The sequence below is a fragment of the Chitinophaga rhizophila genome, from assembly GCF_019492185.1.
Lineage (GTDB): Bacteria > Bacteroidota > Bacteroidia > Chitinophagales > Chitinophagaceae > Chitinophaga > Chitinophaga rhizophila.
Genome location: NZ_JAICCF010000001.1, coordinates 285,009 through 310,814 on the forward strand (window position 1 = coordinate 285,009; position 25,806 = coordinate 310,814).

The following is a 25,806-nucleotide window of genomic DNA, read 5'->3' on the forward strand; positions in this document are numbered from 1 at the left end:
TCAGGAGGTTTTTTGGGTTTCAGACTGCTTCAGCGGGGGGAATGCCAGATCGTCGTCTGTACGCAGCCGCCTTACGCTGACCAGTTCATTGTAGTAGGCTACCTGCATATACAATGCGGGATCGCCATAACTTTTGTAGCAGAGCAGCGGTAGTGTGTCGCCGTCGGTGACCCGGATACTCCTGAATAGATCCGGCGAGTGCTTATCCTCCTTAGCGACCCGTTTTTTCGGTTCTGTGTACTGGGTGAAGCTAGCACTCACCTTTGCCCTTAAAGGGGCTCCATTGGGCTTAAAAAGCACGTAATTGATATCCAGGGTAGCCAGGATACAATCGAAGGTGAACAACCCCCACTGAATTTTCAGTATAGCGGGTTTATGTGCCTCTCCCTGCATCCGGTACACCACGTTCAGCAGCTGGTCTACCTGGTCTTTTACCTCTGTACCGTTCAGGATATTACCTTCGATGGTACCGGTATTGTCCAGGGTAAAGTCCAGCTTCAGCTGTTCGGGGGCGGTAAACTTATATTCCGGCGCACTGCCCTGATTACCCCCGGTCGCTTTTTCCTTTGCCTCTATTTTAAAAGACTGGGCATAACTTTCGGGGTTAATGGGAATAGTGAAGTCGCTACCGGCCGACTGTTTCTGTTTCTGGTCCAGAAACGGCCGGATCACGATCTTCTCTACATTCGCTGTTTCTTTGTTTGCCATCAGCGTTCTCTTTGATCTTTCAGGATTTCAAGCACCTTTTCGACGCAGGTACGGACGATGGCATCAGGAGAGCCCTCCTGCTGGTCACTGCCGCCGGCTTTATTTCCTTTACCGGCAGCTTCGTCTACCGCTACCTTGATAACCATTTCTCTTATCTCTACTGGCATGAGCCTGGTTTTTAATTTGTCTGCTATTCCACGCTGAAATAGTTGTAATTCAGTTCAAATGTTTCAATGACCACCTCTCCTTTGTCGGCGTTAAAGTCTGCCACCTTCCAGTTTTTAGGCCAGGCGCGGTGTACTTTCCATACCATCAGGGGCTGGTGTTGTTCATTGAGCAGGGTGACGATGAGATCAATGGGTGCGAAGCTGAAATTCTTAAATGCATCCAGGCACCATTGTGAGACGATGGAATCCGCCGGTTTGAAGATACCACGGCGCAGCACGAGGTCCGTACACTTGTTGCGCAGGGGCAGGACGTGCTCAAAGCGGTTCTCTCCTCCCTCCCGCAGGGTGTCTGTCTGCATCTGAAAGTTGAGTCCTGATACTGACTGAAAGAGGATGTCATTGTCCGTTTGCTGGACATTACCTTTTTTGTCAAACAGGAACTCTACCTTAAAATGAAACCCTACAGGAGGATAATTAGCGGCTGTCATCCTTATTTATTTTCAATCACCAGTCCTTCGTGTACCAGCTCAACGCTTTCCACTGCAATCTCATTGGCGTCTGCCTTCAGGTCGGCTGACTGTACCTTTATCGGCCAGGCATTTTTAACCTTCCATACGATGATGGGCTTATGCATCTCATCCAGCAGGCTGATAGTAATAGTGCGGCGGTACTTGCCATTGTTCTCCTGGAAGAAAACGGTCTCCTGCCACCAATCAAAGTATTCATTGTCTGACTGGAACGTGCCGCGTTTCAGCGTGATGTTGCTGTATTTTTTCAGACCTGGCTGTTTGGTCTTATGATATTCAGGACTGGCACCGTGACGGTACTCTATCGCTTCTGTTTCGACAGTGAGACCGGTTACTTCGGTGAACCCGATATTTTTACCACCCCATTCTACCTGGAAGTGAAACTTGGGTAATGGATAATTTGCCATTGTCTTTCTTTTGTGCTGTTATGAGTGATTATGAAATTGATTTACTTCCTGGCGGCCGCAGGAGCGGTTTCACAGGACTTTGCTGCCAATGCGGCTGCATATGCTTTATCCAGCGCATCTTTACGGGCCTGGGCAAACTCGCGCTTGCAGGATACTACCTCTACATCTTTCTGGAGTTCTTTCAGTTCATCCAGCGTGCTGTCATACTGATGTTTTGTCTTGGTGTAGAAATCGCAGGCTTCATCATCCATGGGAAACAACGGTGTCTTCTGCGGATGGCAGGACGCGCAGTCTTCCAGGTCTGGTTTCTTACCTTCAGTGACCAGCGTATAAGCGCCTGTTACCTGGTACACCAGTCCCTTCTCTCCTGCCAGTAGTCCCCACAGCTCTTCTTCGTGGCGGCAGGTGACCAACAGGGCATTGATAGCATCTCTGATGGCTGTCACTGATTCTTCACCAGCCGATTTGAGGGCCGTCAGATTAGCCAGTATTGAATTGGCTCCCTTTGACGGTATCTTGTTATCAATACGGTCTGTCAGTACCTTGATCTGCGCTCTTAACACCTCTGCGCAATCCAGGAGTTGTTTTGCTTCGCAGATAAGGATCCTGATAGCGTCAATACAGAGACGTGCATTCTTACCTGCCTTCTCATTGTACTTGCGTGTTCTTTCCAGCGTACCCAGATAGATCAGTCCCAGCCGGTTTGTTTCGGTAATGGTGGACAGTATATCTTTCAGCACTTCAGACCAGCGCTTCTTTTTATCGAGTGCGCTTTTTTTAAATGCCTCCTGGGCTTTGGCATTATTGAGTTCCTGGTCTGCCTCTATACAATCTTTTCTGAGGCGGTCCAGATATTGTTGAACGGTATCGTAATTAGATGCCATGATGCTATAAATTGTAAACGGTGTTAAATAATGTGGAAGGCCGCCTAATGCGATTCATATTCCGGCTCATTGGGAGTTCCGCAGTTACCACTATCGAAAGCATTTTCTGCTTCTTCGGATATCTCATCCAGCTTTTTGCATCCACCGCCGTTACAGTTCTTATCGTCCACAAACTTGGCCGTATCTGCAACTGCATCTTTCACTACCCATGCTGCATATTTCAGACTGCCTGCCTTGCTCAGCTCTTTCAGCGCTTCGCCTAATGGTTTGCGGGAGTCGTCGTATTTCTTCTGTATACTCTTTACATTGTTTTCAACGTCAGTGAGCAGGTTGGTACCGTCTGCCTTAGCGGTAGCGATCAGCGATGTCAGGTTGTCAATATTCACGAAGGCGTTGATACCGGCTACCTTTACCGCTGCCTGGGCAACATCATCTGCCTGATTCACGATCTTTTCTGCGTAGGCTACAAATTCCTGCACGCTGTCTTCAATACTCTTTTTACCGGGTCCGCCTTTAGACAGGTTCTCCCGGATCAGCTTGAGTTCTTCAGAGTTACAGGAATCCGCCACTGCGTCTTTCAGCTTGCCTGCCAGCGTATTGACCAGCCCTGATTTCTGTTTGGCATTTTTGATAGCGGCTACTGCGGTATCAAATGCTGTTTTGATACCGGCATACCTGGCCTGTGCCAGCGCTACGGTAGTGGTAAGGCCCTCAAGGTCCTGACCGGCATATACAGTAACACAATTGCTCAGGAAGTTGTATTCTTTTACAGCGCGGGCATATTTATCATTCACTTTTCGCTCTACACATACTACCTGACTGGCGGTATTTGTTTTGATGACCTCAGCTTCCAGGTTAGATGATTTCTGCTGCAGCTCGTCTTTCAGGACGACGCCGTAATCTTTCATCAGCAGGTCAAACTGTGAGGGCGATGGCGGAGTACATTGTACTACCGGTGTGTCCACAGGAGGTTTGTTGTCGCTCATATGTGGTGTATTTTCTTAAAGGGGTTATTGTTTTAATTGATCGGGGTAGCAATGCGGTGGTTATGATTCCTGCATTTTATGGCTGAAGCGCAGGATGATAAATTCTGCCGGCCTTACTACTGCCAGACCGATTTCGATGATCATCTTGCCTTCCAGTACATCAAAGGCTGTCATGGTTTCGTTGATGCCTATTTTTACATAAAAAGCATGTTCCGGCTTTGCGCCTGCCAACGCACCTGTGCGCCATTGATTGATCAGGAAGTTTTCGATCATGGCCTTAACTTTCACCCAGGTATTGGCATCATTCGGCTCAAATACAAAAGCTTCAGATGCTTTTTTGGTAGACTCTTCGACCATATTGAAGTAACGGCGTACAGAGATATAGCGCCATTCGTTGGAGTTACCGTCCAGGGTACGTGCGCCCCATATCTTGATACCTCTGCCGGAGAAGAAGCGGATGGCATTGATGGACTTCCCTGCATTTACATCCACATTCAGGTTACGTTGGATCTGGTCGCTGATATCGCAGGTTACACCAGATACTGCCAGCAGTCCTTCGTTGGCGGGCGCTTTCCATACACCGCGTGAATTATCTACACGGGCATATACACCAGCTACGGATGCAGACGGGGGCAGAATGATAGAGTAATTAGAGATAGCCAGTTTCACATTGGCCTTCTCCAGGCTGGTGAGTGCGCCGAAGGAGTCGGCACTGCCGCCGGCAATCACCACGGTATTCTCATCATATGCATAGTCAAAAGTAGAACGGATGTTAGGGAAGTAAGCAGCACCGTAGCTGAGGTACGGAGAGTTGATAGCGTCTCTGAACGTTTGTGCAGCCGCCAGTATCTCACCTTCTGTTCTTAATGTCAGCCCATTATCAAAGATGTCCATAATCACGAAGCGGTCCTTGAGGTCATAACATTGTGTGAGTGCAGCTTCCAGCAGGGTTTTATAGGTATCCTGCGGCATATTTTGCCCTTCGGGAAAGATAATGAGCGTAGGCTCATCCTGTTTACGCAGCTCTGTCAGTGCATCGAGGAAAGGTTCCTGATCGATGATCGGCGTACCGAAATCCTGGTACGGCGCTACAGATATAATCCAGCAGGGGCCACCGCCATTTGCGTAGAACTGCTGCAGGGCATAATACATAATGTGTTTGGATAAACCTTTACCATCAGCGGGATCATAGCTGACTGAATAGCGGGTACCGGAAGTGTCGCTGGTAGTAACGGTAACGATGAGGTTTACTTCGGGCTGCGGACCGCCGAAGATATTCTCATACTCCAGCAGGGAGCTGATACGTACCGCCTTGCCATATACTTCTGCACCGTCGATGATAGCAGTCTGCGTAAAACCAATAAATGCAGGAATTGCGGTTTCTACTGCGGTAATGGATGGGGGAAACTTTGAGACTTCTTCAATATACACGCCGGGTGTATAGTATGTGTTTGCCATATTTGATCGATTTATAATTTCATTTTGGTAAGTAATATTTCAGAACAAATGAGATCGCCCTGCCTGCTGAGTAACTCGCCATCCGGATTGGGCAGGTTAACAGCGGCGTAGCTGACTTTCCGGTAAGACTGCATGAGTGGGTATGGCTGTTTGCTGATGATGACCTTCCTGATACCAGGTGGCGCAGGAGATACTTCATTCCAGTTGCTGTCTGCACCCGGCGTATCGCCTTTCTGTAGATAATATTTCCAGTAGGTAGACCGGCTGGCAAAGCGTAGTTCAAACACCGGGGCCGCGGGTACAGTCAGCAAACCCTCCGCATCAATGAGCTGATATGCCGGTTCTGCGGTATGCATGACCAGGTCGAGCACACCCCATGCCTCTCTCTGGTAAAGCGTTGAATGCAGATACACGGTATAAGTGCGGTTGTAGTTGTTGCTGCCGGCAATCTTCAATGTGTAGATCCCGTCCGGCGTACCGGTGAAGTCAAGCAATGCTTCGCGCAATCCGCCTGCCTGCTGAAAAGGCAGTACGCTGATCTCGTCAGCACCTTTGAGCAATGTAAAACCGGCTGTCGTCACACCCTGCTGGTCGAAGGTGTAAGTGAATTTCAGCGGTAGCAGTATCCGATCTTCTTCATTGATGTAATGGTAATTGTCAGTAGCGATCCATCCTGCTGCGGCGCTGTCTGTGCGGGCAATAGCCTGTGAGGCGTTACCATTCATCATCGCTGTTTCTCCCATCTCATAGACCCTCCCTTCCTGTATAGGCTGGATAGCGGCAGAGAGTGAGGGAAAAGATTTACCGGTCGTCGTATCATCATTTGTGAAATAATAACATGCGGGGAATACGGGGTTGATGCGCAGGTTGCTGCGCGACAGCAAAGCGTTGTTCTTCAGACGTATGAGGAATTGCAGGCGCAGTGCTGCATCTAAAGGCACGGCGGTTGTGAGCGCGCCATCCGCTCCCGGGCTGGAAGCCACGCCTATCACAATACCGGTGGACGTTTGCCGGTATACGATACGGTGTCCCTTTATTATTTTGTCAGTTGCCGGCGTAGGTATGATTTCCACATCATCCATGAGGTTGTACCTGTTATCCATGAGCAGGTCGGCCAATCTAAATTCCTGGTCTTCCTGGGACAGGCTGTAATAGCTGCTATCTTCTTTATCAAGATAGAAGCTATGCAACATATTCACTACTGCCAGACGCCTGTATGTAATCTGAAAAGCCATTATTATGATTTGGGGAAAGCAATACTGTCTTTTGACTGGATTTGCTCTACGATAGTACCTAGTCCTGTTATTCTGTTTTCTGTGATCTTCACAAGTCTTACCTTATATAATACGCTGGGCATCTGTTTTCCGCCCAAGGCACCCCATAGGTGGTTAAGCTGTTCAAAGGACAGCGAGAACAGTTCAAGATGCAGTTGCAGGTCATCCAATGCCTGCCCGCTATTGATCAGGACTTCATTGGGTGAGTTCTTCAGGTTAAAGCTACTCTTGCCCTGAAAGAACTGAATAGCCTGAGATAAACGCGACAGTGCATCTTCATAGTTCTTATAATGTGCTGATACCAGCATGTACAGGTTCAGATAAATAGGAGGATTATGATAAGCAATACCTTGTGCATTCCTGTAAAAATGCGTGCTATTTTTCAGGGTAGCCTCTTCCTCAATATTCACCATGCTCAGGATGATGCGCTCTTCAGCGCCCGGCGGCCTGTCAGGCGTTTCCAGTGTAGCTACATTATCCAGTACTACATGGCTTTCGGGGTCGTTGCCCATAGGGTTAAAGGACTGGATATAACTATCCAGCTGGTCTTTTAATAACTTAAAAGCAGTGAAAATCATGGTTATGATTTTAATCAAGACATGGAAGCCAGGCCAGTGGCTATTGCCAGCGGCTGCATACTCGATATGATAGATGATTTTTCGATACGGATGATGCAGAAGACTGTTTTTCAGTCCTCCAATACTGTCAGCACATGCAGCATTCTGATAGTAGTTGATTTATTTGGGGTGTAATTATCACAATGCACATGTTACAATGACGGCAGCGCATCAAAAGTCATTAGTTCTTCTTACTTGTTATGATTTTTCTTTTCGGGGTAATTAAAAAAATTGTCTTCTAATTCTATATACTTTGGAGTTCTTCAAACGCTTAACACACGATTACCATAGAGATTATAAAATTACTTATTATTCCCGAAATAAAAAACTTAAAAACGGTCCAGGCAAAAATCACGTATAAGTACGTTAAGGGGATAATACCGGTCAGCGTACCCTTAACATAATTCCAGCCCTTCCAATATCCCTGTTTTCCAACGGCAGTATTCAGCTGATTAAAAACAGTATCCGACTGTACAGATAATCCTGTAACGAAAGACGGCAATAACAGCTATAACAAATCTGCATATTTCCTACAAAGGAATATTGGTTATCTGATAAACAAAATGGCCTTTCGGGCTATTTCATGATCAAATATACACTGCACTGTTGAACTTTGTACATTCCCCGACCGCAGTGCATTCCGGCACACATTTTTACACATCCTCTAAGAGCGACGCGGTGGGTTTCGTACCAATCTAACACCTGATTTACATTTGCTGATCATACTGCAAGGGCAGTCACTGATTTTTATAAACCCACTAACTGACTGCACCCCGCTCCAAACCGTACTGCTGTATCTTTATGGTTCACCAATATCATTTCACATGGCCAGACAAACATCTATTCTCACATTCAGCGGCCGCCTTACTAATATGATCGGCTATTACCGCAATGGAAAGCATTTCCTGCGGAGTATACCGGAGACGGTCAGGCAGACCACTGCTACCCGCCGTGCTGCACAGCGTTTCGGGATAGCCAGTAAAAGAGGTGCGCTGATCCGTAAAGCATTCAGTTCCGGACTGGATGTATGCTGTGATAGCAGCCATATTAACCGGCTTACCAAAACACTGATCAAAAGCGCTCAGCCACCCCATCAGGCAGTCACCGGTTTCCGGTTCAACCAGCACACGGGTATCAGCCGCTTTTTAAGACAGGCACCTGTATTTATGCCGGAGGGTATCTTACATATTCCGGCGCAGACATTGCCATCCGTAAAAGGTATTACCGGCGTGGAAGTGAAAGTAATCGCTGCACGTATCAGCTTCGGCAGTCAATCGGTAACAGGTACTGCCAACACAACGATGACCATTGACCATAACAGACCATTTGCCGGCGCAGATATGCATATTGACGTGCCAGGGCATGGTATATTGATGGTAGTGGTACAGGTCCGCGGCCTGCATGACGGCAGACCAGCAGGTCATCGGCAGGACGTAGCGGCGGATATTATTGCTGTGCAACTGCCGAAGTCTTCACAGGTCTTTGATATTATGACGATGGGGCGTACAACCGCTACCTGCACGATGATTGCCAAGATTGGTAATAACCGGCTGTCCCTGCCGGCTCCCTCCTGTATACAGCGGGAATAAATATACTGCTGCCTGCGTGTTGTATATTGGTGTGCATCTTTATCCCTTACAGAACCTGATCTGATATATCCCTGTTATGTTTTTCTGCGAATCTATATGCGCAGATACATCTTGTTATTGCCCCTTGCCATCCTGGCATAACTCTCCTGTTGTTATTCCTGTTAAATTACTATCTGAAATGATGACCGGCTCAGGTCCACCTTTTCTTCTGACTTACTTCGTCCTGAGTATACCTGAACAGGCGCGCAATGACAGATCTCAAATAGCCATCTCCTGTCGTATTATCTGTACGTAAGGGACTGCTTCACATAAGCCGTGCTTTGCGGTAATACGCTGAACAGGAACAGATGATGGTAAACTGCTTCAAAACTGTATAAAAGACGATAATACTTTTCTGATAAAAAAAAGACCACCTTTATCAGGCAGTCTTTTAATTTTGAGTGATCCCTTGTAACGGCTACCCCTCTTCTGACTATTTTTTAGAATTTTTCATAATAAATTTGGCTATCATTTTGCCAGCTTTAGCATAAGCCTCACTTACTCTTGATGCTGTATCGAACTGACCTTTACCTGCCTTTACATCTTCCATTGTGATTCTACACAAAGCCTTGTTCATGTTATCAGCCTCATATATGGAAATTTCGAGGTTCAATCTCGCATGACCGGCAGAAACACCTACGTAGTAACCTGGCTCCAGGAAAGTAGTGTTCACTACCATGGTGTATTTCTCTTTGGTATCCTCGTTCAGCTGCCATTCGGTGTACTTCGACAGTAACTGGATGAATTTAGGTTTATACCTTTTTTCTTTGTCAGCATTCCATTGTTCGATCCATTTGTCGCCCGAACCAGGTTCTTTGCTGTCTTTCTCCTGTTTTTTTCTCTTGAGGTAATTTTCTTCTTTACCTTCTTTACCTACTGTAAGACCATTATAAGTAAACACAACGTTCACCCCTGTTGCACCTTTTAATGCTGAAAGGTTACCTTTAACGATTGTCTGGGCATTAACGTTGAGTCCAACGAACAATAAGCCGGTCATAAGTAAACCAGCAACCAATTTTTTCATAGTGTATAGGATTAAATTTTACTGCCGCAAATATAGCGCAATTACAGCTAAAATATATATTATGTTTAATGTATAAAATTAATTATCAAATACCTGTCTAAATTGGTGCCGGTCTGGTTGCTAATATCAACACTACTTCTCTTCCAGCGGCACAGTGAACATATTACTCACTCTTCCGCCTGGCGTCACAATAATATAATTCAATACCATCGCCTTTTCACTTTTACCCTTTGCCGGCAATGCAAATGGTCCGTTGTACAGATTCGCGGTCTGATCAGCCTTATGACCATCTACTGTGTAATACACCTGACTATTAGCTACAAAGGGAGTAATCTCCGCGGTGCTTACGCCTGCCGCATTTTTACTGAATGTCACCTTCGCTTCGGGTATGCGGTAGAACACATTGAGTTTTTCCAGTTCCTGCAAGCGTAAAGGCAGTCGTCTGGTAGAGAAGTCAGTATAATCTCTGGCGCTTTTAGCCGACCAGGCAACTTCCGACAATGCCAGCATGCGCGGGAACAACATATACTCCAGCTTATTGTTGGTACCGATGTATTCAGTCCAGAGGTTGGCCTGTACACCGAGTACATGTTGCTGTTCTGCTGCCGTAAGCGAGTCAGGGCGCGGATGGTAGCTGTATACTCTTTCCAGCGGCAGGAAACCGCCGATAGCTGTAGGCTCGCTGGTTTTATCCTTTGACTGGTAGTGATCGATGTACAGGTGACTGTTAGGCGTCATGATCACATCGTGTTGCATACGTGCAGCTGCAATACCGCCCTTCTCTCCTCTCCAGCTCATTACAGTAGCATTCGGTGCCAACCCTCCTTCCAGGATCTCGTCCCAGCCTACGAGGCGTCTGCCGTTTTTATTAAGGAACTTTTCTATACGGGAGATGAAGTAACTCTGTAGTTCATGTTCATCCTTGAGTTTCTGTTTTCTGATCATGTTCTGTGCGAAGGATGATTCCTGCCAGTGTTCCTTAGGCACTTCATCGCCGCCGACATGGATATATTCACCCGGGAAGATGGCCATTACTTCTGTCAGTACATCTTCGAGGAAGCGGAAGGTTTCTTCTTTCGGACAGTAGATGGCGTAGTGTACACCCCAGTAACCAGGCACCTGGTAGATGGTATCTTTACAGCCTAGTTGCGGGTAGGCAGCCAGTACAGCGGTACTGTGACCTGGCAGTTCTATTTCAGGCAGGATAGTAATCTTGCGGTCAGCTGCATATTTTACCAGTTCGCGCGCTTCTTCCTGCGTGTAATAGCCGCCATGTTTCACCCCATCATAGACGAAAGGTTTGAAGTCGCCGTATTGTCCGAGAATACTGGAATCGCGCCAGGCAGCTACTTGTGTCAGCTTCGGGTACTTTTTAATTTCCAGTCTCCAGCCCTGATCGTCTGTCAGGTGCCAATGCAGCCGGTTAAATTTAAAGTATGCCATCAGGTCAACGATTTTCTTCAGTTCATCGAGTGAGAAGAAATGCCGGGCCACATCGATCATGACACCGCGGTAGCCAAATTCCGGTTTATCGTTGACGGTGACCGCCGGTACGGCCAGAGCGCCGTTCTGCTGTTCTATGAGCTGTAATACGGATTGCAGGCCATAGAATACGCCGGTGTTGCCTCCCTTTACGGTGATCTTGTCGGCAGTTACCGTCAGGCTGTAAGCTTCAGCGGCAGCTGCATCAGCCTGGTCTTCGAGCACAATTGCTTTGCCGGTGGCAACCCGGGTGATGCTCATCTTAAAACCATAGCGGTTCCAGAGAAATTCATTGAATAGTTCCGCATTTTTTCGTGCCGCATCTGTTTGCGCCACCAGGACGGTTTGACGACCGAGATCAAAGCGGCCGCTTGCTGCCTGAATACTTACGGGTTTTGGAATAATGGAGTAGCTGCTTTGCGCATGAGCGACATTCACTCCGAGAGAAAAGACTAAAATAGATGCGATCTTTTTTAACATCCTACTGCTTTAATAGTTTACGAAATAGTTACCTGGTGTAAGATTGTGATACCTGTAACCGTGGAATATGCCCTTTCTTACATAATATTCGCTGATAATGATACTATATATGCCGGCTTTCCGTAACGGGCTTTATGATCAGCCAATATAGAAATTAAATAACCGGAATCAAAGCAAGCCACAGACCTGGCTATTATATTTTTCTATTGCAGTTAAATTCCTTAACTTAATATCAGCATATTAGAGATTACGTTTAAGTTAGGAAATACCCCAACCCCAATATATCCTTCCACGCAGGTTAAAACACAACAAGGTCATGGCAAGAATAGCGCTACTGGCGTATGCCAACGATATGAAAGAAGAGCCCCTTCATTATGTCGAGCAGGAAATAAAAGAGGTCAATCTTTACTTCGGGAATATTAAAAATCACCTGAATCCGGATATCCTCATCAGTGCTACAAAAGAAGATCTGTTCCGTTACTTTGCTGATCATGGTCCCGATATAGAAATATTACATTTCTCCGGTCATGGTAACAGTATGGCATTGTTCTTCACGAAAGACGGCGTATTCAGAAAAGAAGGGCTGGCAGAACTAATGACGTTCGCGCCTCATCTGAAACTGGTATTCCTCAATGCGTGTGCATCCAGGGAAATCGTGGAAGTATTACATACGCCTGAACCTGCCCAACCACAGAAAGGCGTACCTATTGTAATTGGTACACACCGGCCGGTATATGACAAGGTAGCGTCCGAATTTTCTATCTACTTCTACACTGCCCTCACAAAGTCATGGCCTATCGGCAAAGCGTTTGATTTTGCCAAAACCTTCGTGCTGTCAGGCGAGCACTTTGCGCTGTTTCCGAAAGGTACGAACCGCTACGTCGGATTGAAACGGGCTGCCGTGATGGATGATGACGAAGATGAAGCAGATGATAACGGTATATTTCCCTGGGGACTCTATTATAAAACCGGTATCACAGATGAATGGTCGGTAACACAATACCTCCATGATAAATATGAAGACAACATAAAATATGCGCCCAACGATGACCTGATCCGGGCGCTGGCCTATAATGCAAGCCGCCTGTATAGCACGCTTGCCAAAGAAAAAGACCAGCTGATTGCGGCGCTGTACGATAAAGCTGATCTGGGCCGCAAGGAACTGGACATAGAGATGGAGAATATCAATGACCGGTTTAACCGGCGTAACCTCCAGCTGAAGGAGATCAACGATCTCTACGCCGCCTATATCAGGGATCCGCAGGGTCTTAGTGACATTGCCGATAAACTGATCAACACCTTTCCCCTGCCCCTGGGTAAACTGTTACAAAGGATGTATTCTTTCAGCAAAGAAAACCTGCGAACGGAAGATGACTACGCAGAGTTCCTGGAGTTACAGCTTAACTTCTACGAGATACTGGTGAAACTGGCTGCCGCTACTATCCTGTCCGACCTGCTGGAAGTATACGGCCTGAAAGAGAAATACAACAGGAAGGTAGTGCTCAATCCTATTCAGAAAGAAATTATACTGAGCTACTTCCGGCAAACAAAAGATACCGAACAGGATTTTGACTATACATCGTTTATCGAAGTTATCAGCCAGGTGCTGAAAGAAAACCTGAAAGACGAAACAGAGATCGATGCCTTTGTGAAGGAGTACCTGCATTTTGAGCGTATTAATACATATGAGAATAACTTCTTCAATTCACATATGGTCATTAAAGGCATCAAGGCGAAGATCCCTTCACTGAATACGACTGCCGCCTATATCCATCACTGTAAACTGATAGAACAGGGTTTAATCAACTTGTTAAAGGAGCTGTTTTTCATCCTGCAGTATAAGATGGTCGTGATCAAAAACGTGGAGGCTATCCGGAAAAGGAACGTGCTGGCGAAGACGTACTTCCACAGGTATATGCTGCTGGAACAGCGGATCTCTGACAGAATGGAGGTGATGGAGTTACAGTCGCTGCCCGAATATGCAGAGTCTTATTCTGTGATACTGGTAAAAGAGATCTACAGGATGTTTGAATACCTTTCTTTATCGCCGTTCCTGATAGACAGGAATGTACTGTGCGAGTATGATGGTGTTGACCTCTATTTTTACAATTATACAGAAGGCAACGGCATCGTATACAAAAGCCTGACCAGCAATGAGCGGCTGATGCACATTCTGCCGGAAACGCAGGAAATAGATCTGGGCGCGGCTACCATTTCCAAAACAACGTTGCCTTTCATTGAAGAGATGGGCAGCAAGACCGACCGGGAAAAGAACAGGATTACCAACCGGCTGCTGCAGCTGCACGCAGAATTTGGCTATTACCGCTCGAAGATCGCCGCTACACCTGCCACAGTAGAAAGCACCACTCCCATAAACAGCCAACCATGACCATACTGACGGACAATCCGTTCAAGCTACTGGAATCTTATACGAAAGAGGACAAAGATATCTGGGGCGGACGGACCACGGAAATTGACCACCTGTACAACCTGTCCTTTGCTGCAAATCTCATCCTGATATATGGTATGTCAGGCGTGGGCAAAACGAGCCTGATACAGTGCGGACTGGCCAACCGTTTCAGACGTACCGACTGGCATGCAGTATGGATCACCCGCAGGGAGGATCTAAACAGCAGCCTTACAGCGAAACTGGCCGAGGAAGCCGGCGAAACAGTGGCAAACCCACCTGCCCCGCTGCCGGAAATGATCCGGAAAGTATATCTGAAGCATTTTAAGCCCATATTCCTCGTTTTCGATCAATTGGAGGAACTATTCATCTTCGGGACGAAAGCGGAAATTCAGGGCTTTATAAGCACAATGAAGGAGATTCAGAACAGCGAAGTGCAATGTAAGATCATCCTGGTATTGCGAGAGGAGTATCATGGTCATCTTAAAACATTCCAGGATGCCGGTCTGACCGTCTTCAAAGCTTCTGTCAAGATAGAGCCGATGAGCATCCCTGAGGCCACCGAAGCAGTATCCAAACTACTGGACAAGAACAACATCCGTACGCCTGATGGGGACCGGCAACACTGTGCCGCCAGGATTGCGGCCAGCTGCGCTACCGATGGGCGGGTAGACCTGGGCAATCTGCAGGTATACCTGTTCTGGGCATGGGAGAAGGCCGCTAAAAAAGCCGATCCGGAAACCGGCATTGCATTCACCCATAGCCTGCTGCGCGAACTCGGCGATGGCCGCGACATACTGGCCCGTTACCTGGAGGCGGTAGTAGAAAGGATTTCAAAAGGCCGAACCGGCGGAGTATGGTACCTGCTGCAGCATTTTGTATCGCACTCCCACACCAAACAGCCGCTGCGTATCAGCGACATAAAGGATATTGACCCCCAGACAGCCCTGGTATGGCTCGAAGAACTGGGTAAGAGTAAACTTATTAAAGAGTCAAAAGAGGGTACCGGAAGTGTCTATTTCCTGACGCACGACAGTCTTGTGCCCCTTATTGTACAGAACAAGACAGCCGCGGCCCGGGGCCGCAACCTGCACCCGGTGGTAAAAGGAAACCCCTTCAAAGGACTGCCCTCCTACGACGAAAAAGACGCCATCGTATTCTTTGGCCGCAGCGTCATACTGCGGGAACTGCTGACTTTCTTTGAAGATAAACGATTCCTGGTAATAGTAGGACCGTCCGGCTCAGGAAAGTCTTCTATCATCAAAGCTGGTATTATACCGGCACTAAGAACGGAAGGGTACCAGGTTATCCAGGGGGAACCCAGCACACACCCTATGCTATTCTGGCAAGAGATTGAAAAGAAGATCGCCGCTACTGCCGGCGGCAAACTACTTATCTACATCGATCAGTTTGAAGAGCTCAGCACCCAGTCTTCTACAGCAGAAAGTGAAACCTTTATCCGGCTGCTCAACGAACTGCTGGATACCACCGATCCTGTGCTGCAACAGGTGAAGATTGTACTCAGCGTCCGGTCGGATTATGAATATGAATTTGAAAGGGCACTGACCGGGTGGCGGGAATCTAAGAAGACGGTTCCGGATCTGATAGAAAGCTCTGTCATGGAAATTATTACGGAGCCTGCCTATCTCGCCGGACTGGAATACAAGCCGCCTTACCTCGTCAACAACATTGTGCGGGATGTGATGCAATCAAATGGTACACTGCCATTGCTCTCCTACGCCTTACAGCAGATGTACCTGGAATATGAAAAAAGCGGAGCCAACGACGGCTTCCTGACAGAAGACCACTACAATGCCATCGGCGGCGTAGTGGACGGGCTCAGACTCAGGGCTACCAAACTGTATACTGGCTCTGATCCGGAGACACAGCATACTATCAAGAACGTAATGCTCCGGATGCTGTCGCTCAGTATTAATGAGAAAGCCTCCAAACGCATCGTGGCGGATGACCTGGTGTATGAAGACCCCCTGGAAAACGAGCGTGTACAGAAAGTATTGAATGAACTGGTGAACAGCAGGCTGATAGTGTCCGGACCGGATGAAACAGGGCATATCTACTATGAACCTGCCCATGACTCACTGATCCGTTCCTGGAACCTGATAGGCGACTGGATCAAACAATATGGTAAAGACATATTGTACCTGCAGCAGGACTTATCAGACGCTGTGAAGCAATACAAAAGCAACAACAAAAAGCTGTGGCATGACGACCCTAAACTCAACACCTTACTCAGCATCCTGCGGTCGCCTGATAACTGGCTGAATAAACAGGAAACAACTTTCGTCAAAAAGAGTCTGCAACGCCGCAATGAGCTGGAAGACAGAAAGAAGCGGCGGGAGCAGGAACTGATAGAAGAAAAATTAAGAAGGCAGGAGGCTGTCACAAAACTAAACAGTGAAAAGGAGAAACGCGAAAAGGACCTCCTGAGAGAAAAACTGAGTAAGCAGGAGGCTATTGCCAAACTGGCTTCGGAGAAGGAAAAAAGAGAAAAGGAGCTGCTGACGGAAAAGCTGACAGAAGAAAAAGCTAAGACCCGGTTGCAGACACAGCGAACCATTTTGCTGGCGTTGGGACTGGTATCGCTGCTGATTGCCGCCAGTTATGTGTATAGTCAGTGGAACAAGTCAGAGAAATCAGTACGTAAGATCCAGGAGCTGAACCGCAAGCTGCAAAGTTCTTCTGATGACCTGCAGGAACTGAATACTTCATTGAACCTGGCAGCAGCGGCCGCAAGGCAGAATGCGGCAGATGCGAATCTTGCCAGGCAGAAAGCAGATTCTGCTGCACGGCAGGAGAAAAGAACACGTACAACAGTCGAAAGGCAAAAAAAGGAATTGCTGATCAAACAGGCCGCCTTGCTGCAATCGCAGGAGGAAGTGAAACAATATTCGCTGCGGTTGCAATCAAAAGCAGATTCACTACGTACATATTCAGACTCGCTGGAAAGACAGCTGGTGATCATTCAGAACAAAACAAGGGAAGTGGAATACGCAAAGATGACGGCAGCCTTTCTCACCAGGTCAAGATCGCTGATGCTGTCTGACCCCGCCCTGGCTTATCAGCTGGCCCTGGCATCCCTGAAATATGACAGTACCAATCAGCGTATCAAAGATTATATTCATGATACCCTGGAGCATCGTAATACTTACTACGAGTCTTTTATCCTTGATAACGTATCATCTGCATTCTTCTCTGATAATGGCCGGACAGTACTGGCGGTACAGGGCGACAGCAAACTGTCGCTGCTGGACATTGCCGCCAGACGGGAGATACCAGTCACCATTGACGGAAAAATTCTGTCAGCACAATTCAGTCCGGCGGATAACAACGCGCTTATCGCCACTAAAAATCATATCTACAACTATAGCACCACCGGCATCCTGAAAAGTAAATCAGAACGTATGGACAATGTGATCAAAGCCGTATATACAGCCAGGGGCAGGGTCATGATTGTAACACCGGCAGACATACAGATCCGGCGAAGTGCAGACGCTGCCAATACGGTAGTCATCCCCTCCGCGTATAACACAGATGATACAGAAGTCAGCTCCAACGACTCCCTGCTGTACGTCAGAAAGAGCAATATGATTGAAGCCTATGACCTGACTACCGGGCGACTGATCAGGCAGTACAAAGGGGCCAGCAGCTTTCTTGACAAGAGTGGACAAGGATTCATCACCGTGGACGGCAATGATATCTTCCTGGCCAGAAGCATAGGTAACAGGATTGCGTCAGAACGTTATACGGTTCCATTAGATAAAGGATATGCCAGGATATCAGTGATCAGTCTTGCCGACAACCTGCAAACTTTTCTTTTCATGGCCGAACCGGAAGAGACACAAAGACTGCAGCAACAGTTGCAACAACAGCAGCAAGTGATCAGCAAGAACTTCGTCAGGCCTCAGCTGGTGCGCGCGCCACTATTATATACGTTCAATGCGCCCAATTCTACCCGGCGTATACCGAATGATATCGCTTACAGCCGACGGATTGTCCTGTCAGAAAAAGGCGACTATATGATCACCGGAGAAAGTGGTTCCCTGATCATATTTAACAGAGATGGTAAACAGACAGACGTCTTCGGCGGGTATACCAACTATACCTCCTGGACGTTCAATCCAACTAACACCAATATTATCTTAAGCACCAATGGTTCCAGGCTAAAGCTTTGGGTGAAGGGTACGGCGAAGGCACTGGCAGCACAGGGAAAGCTACGTAACTTCTCTGCCGCAGAGCTGGACAAGGCAATGGAAGATGTAGCCATCAGGTAAGGAGCATATGAAGCAGCGCAGCCGGTAAGACTACGCTGTATGATCCATCCGGGAAGGCGCAGGCGGAAGGGATTTTACACCATGCCCACCCGGATGGAATATCCACTGATAGCCGCCAGCTGTGAACAGCCCCCTTTTATTGAGCACCCCCGGAGTTGGGCAATATCCCAAATGGAAAAGGAGAACATACTGTATATTGACGAACCCGGACCTGTTGCTATAAAAGCTGCCGTTTAGTACCCGGCAAACTGCTCATCCGGATAACACCATAACCAGCGTTCCCCTTCCTCTGCCGAGGCAATTACAGGATGAGCAGTAGCCCGATAGTGACGGGTCATATGTTTGTGCGGAGACTGATCACAGCACAGCGTTACACCGCAGGTCTGACAGGTGCGGAGGTGTACCCAGTCACTTCCGGTTTTAATACATTCCTCGCATACATGGTCTTCGCTCAGCTGCACTTCCTTCACGGCAAGCAGGTGCTGACACACAGACTGATCTTCCATAACAATAACTATTTACTGGTATATAACTATTTGTATTAACAGGAAACAAGATACCTCATTCCCGCAGGAATGGAGAAGGAAATCATTGTCTGAAAAACGGGGATTGTTGCCTTATTCACCATTCTTCAGATGCGTATCTATAAAGCTATAAACGGTAGCAGCCGGTAACGCAAGTGTGATGGTGCGGGAGAAGCGGGCGATATTAATCCCACCGAATGCGCCGTACACGTTAAACACCGGGCCGCCGCACTGTGACGCCTGCAGGACCGCATCGTGAGCGAAGATGCCGTTGAACCCATCCCGTCTTTCACTTCTGCCCCCTTTAAACAGGTCAGCAGCATGTTGTGGCGGCGGTAAAGGACGTTTAGCAAGCACCAGGGTATCAGTCATTTCCGTTGTGTAATGCGGTACGGGGCCGCCTGATCCGGATACAAGTCCCTCCGCCTGCTGACGGCGCTTTATTACCAACGTATCTCCCGGCCAATATGTATATAACTCGCGGCCGTAGTCTGCCGGCTGGTCCAGCGCCACATCATTAATGGCAAGGATCTCGTCGCCGGGCTGGAAGCCCTTGGCAGCAGCCGGTGATCCGGGCATTACATAGGTAAGCACCAGCGGGGTTTTGTCAGGCGCGATGGCTGCCCCCAGGAACCCGGTATTGCTCATCTTAGGCAGGGTAAATACTTCTTTAGCGAGCACGCTGCAAACAGGCAAGGTGTCGGGACGTGGAGAAACAAGCTGCTCACCCGCGACTGACCGGAACTGCTGCGCGTTTGCCGGAATACCACCTTTCAGCGGAGTAACCGGCATCAGCAGGACCAGGTCGTTTTCTTTATCGCGGGCAATAATCTTTGCCTTGACCTGCTTGTTTTTATAAGTAATAACAGGCGACCCGCCTACTTCAGAACTTTTGGAGACTACCACAGCGCCGCCTTTGTGTGCAAACAGCGCACCGTTGATAACAGTTTCACCCTTATTGCCGGTGCTGGTGACGCTCACCAGGTAGTCAGCAAACCGGGCAGGTTTTATATTAAATCCAGGCGAAGGCATCCCCGCTGTGAATGTTGTCGTCGTATTATCCGCCGGTTCAGGTACGTCATCTGTCTTTTCAGGGTACTTTGTATAATGTACCTGTTGATTGAGGGCAGTCCAGTATCTGCGGTAAAGATCTACCGGCACGTCAAAGTTCAGCGTTTCTTCAACAAGTACCGCACTACGCATACCAATCAGCTTACCGTCATAGTCAAATAGCGCACCGCCGGAGTCGCCAGGTTCCATCATACAGCTGGACTGAATAAAGCCTTTTTCATTCTGCGGAAGAGTAATATAACCAAAACGGATAGCCGGCAGCCGGTCGTTCAGGCTTTCGGGATAGGCAATGCTGAAGCAGGGAGCAGCAGGTGTAAGCGTACGGGAGGTACCCATAGGTGCAACCGGCCACTCACCGGGAGTGAGTATCTTCATCATAGCCACATCCGGTAGCTCCGGCGTCTCGGGGAAATTGATCTTTCCCAGCGCCTGTGCGATCACGGCTCTTCCATCAGGAAAGTTAACCTGGTAAGTACGACCCGGAACGGTAGTATGTGCAACAGTTAAGATGTGTCCTTCCTTTGTAACTACCACTCCGCTGAAGGGAGCGTTGGTCTGCTGATTGGCAATCGTGTCATATTCCCACATCCTGACACAGGCAGGAGCTACTGCGGCGGCACTGGTAGATGGGAAACCGGCGGGAAAGGGTTTGTATTGCTGAGCATAGGCAGATGCTGCCGATACCAGCAGCATGAGAGATAAAAGCTTCGTTTTTTTCATATTGGTTGGTGCCCGGTAGTTGAAACCGGAAAACTAAAGATAATTCAGTCCGCCGATGTTTGCATCTCCCCTATCCAAAGAACCTGCACCATCCTTACACTGAAAACCTTAAATATATTTTAAAAACGACTATCTTGCGCTATAATCTCCCCCAGAGAGAGCAATAATTTATGAGACCTATACCTAAATGCGTAACCCTGCTGTTGCTGTTGCTGATGGCAAACAGTCAGGTGTCCCTGTGTCAGACAAATCAACTGTACAATTATCAGCATCTGTCACATCTGTACTACCAGAAACAAAGAGATTCACTGGAAAAGAACTGGGCATGTCCCTCCGTGTACAAAGAAAAAGAAACCCAGAAGAAGTATAAAGAGATCTGGGACGGCAGAACAAGCTTTTTCACCAGTGCTATCAAGGCAGACAATTACCTGTATGAGAAAGAGGTGTATGACTATGTAGCCGCCGTAATTGGCGAACTTACACGCGCCAATAAAGAGTACCTGCCAGTACAGCCCTTCCTGGTATTGGATAGAAGTCCGTCGGTCAATGCGTATGCTATCGGTAATAACGTGATTGCAGTTAACCTCGGACTGCTGTCTTACGTGCAGACTAGGGAAGACCTGGCATTCACACTGGCCCATGAGCTGTCGCACAATATTATGCAGCATGCTGAAAATGCCATGAAGAAAAGAGCGGAATGGCTGACTTCTGACGAGTATAAAAGATCGCTGGACCAGGTACTGGACTCGAAATATGAGCGGCTTACGCGGTTGAAGAAGGTGTATGAAAACTATTCTTTTGACAGAAGCAGGCACCAGCGCTACCATGAAAGCGATGCAGACTCGCTGGCACTGGTATTGCTGAAAAACGCACATATCTCCTTCTCGCCGGATTTCTTCCTCCGACTGGATAGTGCAGACATGGTATACAAGCAGGGATTAAAGCAACCCGTGAAGAACTACTTCGCACCTTATGGCATTACCATTGAAGATGCCTGGCTGAAGAAACGTTCCAGGGGATTATCTACCAAAAACTACAACTTCCAGGAAGCGGTAGCAATGCAGGACTCCCTGAAAACGCACCCTGACTGTATTGAAAGATATAACCGCACGAAATCTGCCGCAGGCAGTGGCAGTCCGTTCACACCGATTCCTGCCGGTATAAAGGAGAAGGCGGATAAGATGGTGATCTGGAATATGTATTGCAATATGTCGCTTGCCACCTGCACATATAGAATCCTGCTGGCAAAAGACAAGTATGCCGACGATCCCTGGTTCGACTTTATGCTGCATAACGTCATACTGGAACTGGCCTATGCCGATAAAGACCTGCATCGGTTCAGCGCTATTGGCGTAACCCAGAAGGAGTACGTTTCCAAAGACTTTTATGAATTACAGACGATGCTGGAGCAGATACCCAGAGAAGAGCTGGATAAATCGTGCAAGAGCATGCAGGAAGCTGCTTTCTGGAGCAAGATGACAGATGCCGAGAGAGGCTTTAAGAAGCTGATGCTGGCAATTACGGCGGCCAACCCGGGCGGTGGTTATGATGCCAATATCAGGTCTTCCAAGAGAGTATACTCGGTAGATTTCAGTACCAGCGCTTACCGGGAGTACACAGAAGAACTTCCGAAGAAATAGTCATCGTTTATCTAACATTACATGAAAAAGTTATTTACGACCATTATACCTTTCATAGCATTCCTTTGTTGTGCCAAGGCACAGACGAAGGTATTCAGGGAAGTCAGCGATGCAATATCCACAGAGTTCAAAACTATCACGCAAAACGGCGCACTGATAGGCTATCTGTCTTTCACTGAACTGGAAAGGGCCAGTAAAGATTCTTTCAACTACACCATCACTATCATGGACGAGAACCTGAATGACCTGGGCGTGGTGAAATTCAAAGAACTGAAACTGGATCTGCAAAGCGTATCGTTTGTAAATGATACCCTTTGCCTGGCATATATGAAGAGCAATGTACTGGGTTATGACTGGAAAAGCAGGGCAGAAAGAAAGGAAGCGCTGGACAAAGGCTACGTTGCCGTGTTTGCACAGTTTATCAGCCTGGACGGAAAGATAGCCCATACATTTGAGAAGAAACTTAATACAGACGTACAGGCAGCATGGGAGAAGATAAAAGACGGTAAGATAGGCAATGCCCTGATCGAACATCCCCTGCAAATGCAGAACGTAGATCAGAAAGGGTTTTGTGTGTTTTACGGCGACAAAGATCATGTAACCCTGCTGGTGCTGACTACACAGGCAGAACTGTTGTGGGAGAAGTATGTACTGGAGAGAGGCGGACAGTATTATATGCTGACTTCCGGCAGAGATGTATACCTGTTGCTCAGGAACCAGACCGATCCGATGTTCAACAACTATACCGTCATCTCCTACAATACAGATACTAAAACGGGCATACTGAAGTATCAGCTGCAGGACTTTGAACGGAACCGCTTACGCGTAGTAGCTTTTGATAATGACCCTGCCACTGGTAAGCCATTCATTTCCGGCTATATCCATCATACAATGGGCATCAATAAGTATCAGACCTACAAGGGTATTGAGCAGCACATGTACCAGGGTATGTTCACCATCAATATCAATGGTCACGAGAAATCGGCGGTGAAGCGACTGTTTAATTACTGGACAGAGAATGTTGAAGCGGGAGGCCCTGGCAGTGATTTTCTGGAAACGACCAACGGATTTCTGAATGAGGTAACCGCCTTCCGGGACTATCACGGTAATACTTACCTGACCGGCTATAATACTATGCGTATGAGCAAGTGGGGCAGTGTAGTACTGATTAAACAGGACCCTGCCAAAAAGACTGCTGTTTCTCATCTTTTTGCCCAGACCCGCCTGGAGGCGATTACAGACAATATGCCGTATGTGAACCGCTTTTATTCAGTAGTATCTCCTGACACAAAGTCCACCTACCTGATCATAAATGATAAAAGCAATACTTTTATCTATAGTCTGGATAAGGGTAAAGTGATGCGTACTATTTCCCGCAGGGATGGTAACAACCGCCTGCATATATTCCCGGCTAAAGAAGGACATCTGATGATAGCGGAATACAATAAGAAAGACAAATCTACGACGCTCTCTATTGAGTCCATTTAACAACTTCATTTAACTACAACGGTCATCCTGCCTGTTAGTGCGAGGATGACCGTTGTCATTTAAGGGAGTTTCCTGTTATCTGTTTGAACCAGGAGGCACAGCCGGCTACTCCGCCGTATCTGCCTCCTGGTATTGTATGTTAAGTCAATGTGCAACCAGAGGCAGAATGTTAGTTCCTGAGTTTGAACTCAGTTCTTCTGTTCATTCTGTGCTGCTGTTCATTACAGCTTACACCATTGCCACACTTGTTAAGTAATCTGGTCTCTCCGTAACCTTTTGCATGTACTCTGTCTTTTGCGATACCTTTTGAAATGAGGTAATTGGCAACAGCATCCGCACGTTTCTGGGAGAGCATCAGGTTATAGGCATCGTCGCCACGGGCGTCAGTATGCGCACTGATATCAATAGCTTTGTCCGGATGGTCATTAAGGATCTTAACCAGGTTATCCAGCTGTTTACCGGCTTCAGGACGGATAGCAGCTTTATTCAGATCAAAGTAGATATCCAGTAATACAGTTTCTTCTGTCGGCACCTGTGGCTTTTCAGCAGGCTTGCTGGTAGCAACAGCCGGCGGTTGTACCGGGGTGGGAGCAACAACGATATCGTTATGCTTAACAGGTACACGGTTGATAGTGTCCGGGGCAGGAGGCGTCTCCTTCACCAGCGCCGGTGTGTCGTAGGATGAGAATGCAGCTACCGAGTAAATATCGTCGCTTCCGCTGCCACCTTCCCTGTTGGAAGAAAGATAGGCAATACCTGCTTCTGTGAGGCCAAAGGCAAAATCATCCTGTGGTGAGTTTAACGGGTAGCGCATGTTTCTGATAGCGCCGTCAGTTTGTCCGGATCTACCCATTTTCACCCGGTATATATCCAGTCCGCCCATACCAATACGGCCATCACTGGAAAAGTAGAGTACATTCTCTGGGGTTAGCGCAGGACTCCGTTCATTCCCCGCAGTATTGACAGCTTTCAGGTTGAGGGGCGGGCCCCACTCGCCTATGGCAGTGCGGTAACATACGTAGATGTCAGTACCGCCTGCGCCTCCCGGCATATTAGACGCAAAATAGAGTGCCATACCGTCTCCGGTAATAAACGGATCGCCTACGGAGTAAGCAACTGCATTGTTATGTGTGAAAGCAACCGGCGCAGACCACTTACCGGTAGCGTCTTTTCTACTGCTATAGATCTCTACATTGGCGGTGGTAGCCTTGCCTTTTGAACGGCTTCTCTTACCAGGAATGCGTGTCAGGGTAAAAAACATTTCATTACCCTCTTTTGTAAAACTGGCAGAACCGGTATGGTAGCCGGTACCAGTGTGCAGCGGGAACAGCTGTACGCTGTCTCCGCCGGAAGGCTTCACAAAAAGGTGCAGGTAGTCATTCCCGGTCCAGGCGTTGGTCAGCGGGTCAGGTTTTACCCGGGTATCGAAGCGCAGGAAGAAAGTTTTTTTCTTTGGCTGCGGGGCTCTGCTGGTGAAACGGTCTGACGTGAAGACAAGACCGCCCATGTAGGGAACAGCGCTCCAATCAGAGGTGACTGAGTTGACAGCTTTGAAATTGTCTATGCGCAGTAGATCGGGCGTTTTCATCCAGCTGATAGCAGAGTCACACGAAGCGATCCAGGTCTGTTTCATTTCAGGCGTGATGCTTTTATCAGCCGCCGCATATTGTTCATAGCGGCTACGCGCTTCCGCATATTTTGAATTATTCTGGAGGGCGCGCGCGTAGTAATAAAGATTTTCAGGTTTGCTGCCCGCCATACCTGTCGCCGCCGCATACCATTGTTCCGCCTGCGGGTAGTTGTTATTGAGACGGTGACAGTCAGCCAGGCGTTCAGCCGCATGCAGACTTGCCTTTTTATTATAAGCCTTTTCGTAGAGACCAATAGCCTCTGCGTATTTATAGTTGTCGTATGCTTTATCAGCCTCCTTGATAACAGATTGCGCCCGTGTGGTAACAGCAGTCAGCAACAAAAACAGGCCGGTAGCGTAATGCAGTTTTTTCATCTTCAGTATAGGATGAT

Annotated in this window: 19 protein-coding genes; 5 read left to right on the forward strand and 14 right to left on the reverse strand. The window is 47.8% G+C overall.

All coding sequences use genetic code 11. The annotated features are described in order from the left end of the window. From K1Y79_RS01120 to K1Y79_RS01160, 9 genes are read right to left on the reverse strand one after another with little or no spacing between them, the layout of a single operon-like run. Positions 1-708: a CIS tube protein gene (locus K1Y79_RS01120; RefSeq protein ID WP_220248153.1), complete on the reverse strand. Its 708-nt coding sequence runs from the start codon at positions 706-708 to the stop codon at positions 1-3. After that, a complete protein-coding gene (locus K1Y79_RS01125) occupies positions 708-875 on the reverse strand; it encodes a DUF5908 family protein (protein ID WP_220248154.1) in 168 nt (55 codons plus the stop codon). Before K1Y79_RS01125 ends, K1Y79_RS01120 begins: the two co-directional genes overlap by 1 nt. Before the next feature lie 23 nt (positions 876-898). Then, the gene (locus tag K1Y79_RS01130) at positions 899-1,363 is read right to left on the reverse strand and encodes a phage tail protein (RefSeq protein ID WP_220248155.1); all 465 of its coding nucleotides are present in this window, start codon (positions 1,361-1,363) and stop codon (positions 899-901) included. Between the two features lie 2 nt (positions 1,364-1,365). Further along, a complete protein-coding gene (locus tag K1Y79_RS01135; protein WP_220248156.1) occupies positions 1,366-1,809 on the reverse strand; it encodes a phage tail protein in 444 nt (147 codons plus the stop codon). Between the two features lie 41 nt (positions 1,810-1,850). Beyond that, positions 1,851-2,693, reverse strand: a complete 843-nt coding sequence (locus K1Y79_RS01140) for a hypothetical protein (protein WP_220248157.1) — start codon at positions 2,691-2,693, stop codon at positions 1,851-1,853. A gap of 44 nt (positions 2,694-2,737) precedes the next feature. Then, positions 2,738-3,679, reverse strand: coding sequence for a hypothetical protein (locus K1Y79_RS01145; protein ID WP_220248158.1), 942 nt, complete (start codon positions 3,677-3,679; stop codon positions 2,738-2,740). 60 nt (positions 3,680-3,739) lie between these two features. Continuing rightward, entirely contained in the window at positions 3,740-5,137 is a 1,398-nt protein-coding gene (locus K1Y79_RS01150; RefSeq protein ID WP_220248159.1) for a phage tail sheath family protein, read from the reverse strand. A gap of 11 nt (positions 5,138-5,148) precedes the next feature. Further along, entirely contained in the window at positions 5,149-6,372 is a 1,224-nt protein-coding gene (locus K1Y79_RS01155; RefSeq protein ID WP_220248160.1) for a hypothetical protein, read from the reverse strand. A 2-nt stretch (positions 6,373-6,374) separates the two neighbouring features. Next, positions 6,375-6,989 carry a DUF4255 domain-containing protein gene (locus K1Y79_RS01160; protein ID WP_220248161.1) on the reverse strand — a complete coding sequence of 205 codons (615 nt, stop codon included), beginning with the start codon at positions 6,987-6,989 and terminating at the stop codon, positions 6,375-6,377. 863 nt (positions 6,990-7,852) lie between these two features. Between K1Y79_RS01160 and K1Y79_RS01165 the strand changes: the two genes are divergently transcribed. Further along, a complete protein-coding gene (locus K1Y79_RS01165; RefSeq protein WP_220248162.1) occupies positions 7,853-8,617 on the forward strand; it encodes a hypothetical protein in 765 nt (254 codons plus the stop codon). A 472-nt stretch (positions 8,618-9,089) separates the two neighbouring features. On the opposite strand, the gene K1Y79_RS01170 is transcribed toward K1Y79_RS01165, so the two are convergent. Together K1Y79_RS01170 and K1Y79_RS01175 are read right to left on the reverse strand one after the other, a co-directional pair. Beyond that, positions 9,090-9,680: a hypothetical protein gene (locus K1Y79_RS01170; protein ID WP_220248163.1), complete on the reverse strand. Its 591-nt coding sequence runs from the start codon at positions 9,678-9,680 to the stop codon at positions 9,090-9,092. Between the two features lie 132 nt (positions 9,681-9,812). Next, positions 9,813-11,642, reverse strand: coding sequence for a beta-N-acetylhexosaminidase (locus K1Y79_RS01175; protein WP_220248164.1), 1,830 nt, complete (start codon positions 11,640-11,642; stop codon positions 9,813-9,815). A 316-nt stretch (positions 11,643-11,958) separates the two neighbouring features. Between K1Y79_RS01175 and K1Y79_RS01180 the strand changes: the two genes are divergently transcribed. Further along, the gene (locus K1Y79_RS01180) at positions 11,959-14,031 is read left to right on the forward strand and encodes a CHAT domain-containing protein (RefSeq protein WP_220248165.1); all 2,073 of its coding nucleotides are present in this window, start codon (positions 11,959-11,961) and stop codon (positions 14,029-14,031) included. Next, positions 14,028-18,341: an nSTAND1 domain-containing NTPase gene (locus K1Y79_RS01185; RefSeq protein WP_220248166.1), complete on the forward strand. Its 4,314-nt coding sequence runs from the start codon at positions 14,028-14,030 to the stop codon at positions 18,339-18,341. The genes K1Y79_RS01180 and K1Y79_RS01185 overlap by 4 nt, the downstream gene beginning before the upstream one ends. A gap of 233 nt (positions 18,342-18,574) precedes the next feature. On the opposite strand, the gene K1Y79_RS01190 is transcribed toward K1Y79_RS01185, so the two are convergent. Together K1Y79_RS01190 and K1Y79_RS01195 are read right to left on the reverse strand one after the other, a co-directional pair. Beyond that, positions 18,575-18,847 (reverse strand): UBP-type zinc finger domain-containing protein, encoded by a 273-nt coding sequence (locus K1Y79_RS01190; RefSeq protein ID WP_220248167.1) that lies wholly within the window; start codon positions 18,845-18,847, stop codon positions 18,575-18,577. A 111-nt stretch (positions 18,848-18,958) separates the two neighbouring features. Next, positions 18,959-20,656, reverse strand: coding sequence for a trypsin-like peptidase domain-containing protein (locus K1Y79_RS01195; RefSeq protein WP_220248168.1), 1,698 nt, complete (start codon positions 20,654-20,656; stop codon positions 18,959-18,961). 170 nt (positions 20,657-20,826) lie between these two features. Here K1Y79_RS01195 and K1Y79_RS01200 point away from each other — a divergent pair, with 170 nt between their 5' ends. Both K1Y79_RS01200 and K1Y79_RS01205 read left to right on the forward strand, forming a co-directional pair. Further along, positions 20,827-22,296 carry a M48 family metalloprotease gene (locus K1Y79_RS01200; RefSeq protein ID WP_220248169.1) on the forward strand — a complete coding sequence of 490 codons (1,470 nt, stop codon included), beginning with the start codon at positions 20,827-20,829 and terminating at the stop codon, positions 22,294-22,296. A 21-nt stretch (positions 22,297-22,317) separates the two neighbouring features. Continuing rightward, positions 22,318-23,784, forward strand: coding sequence for a DUF6770 family protein (locus tag K1Y79_RS01205; protein WP_220248170.1), 1,467 nt, complete (start codon positions 22,318-22,320; stop codon positions 23,782-23,784). Between the two features lie 169 nt (positions 23,785-23,953). Here K1Y79_RS01205 and K1Y79_RS01210 read toward each other — a convergent pair whose 3' ends face one another. Then, positions 23,954-25,789, reverse strand: a complete 1,836-nt coding sequence (locus K1Y79_RS01210; RefSeq protein WP_220248171.1) for an OmpA family protein — start codon at positions 25,787-25,789, stop codon at positions 23,954-23,956. Positions 25,790-25,806: the final 17 nt, after the last annotated feature.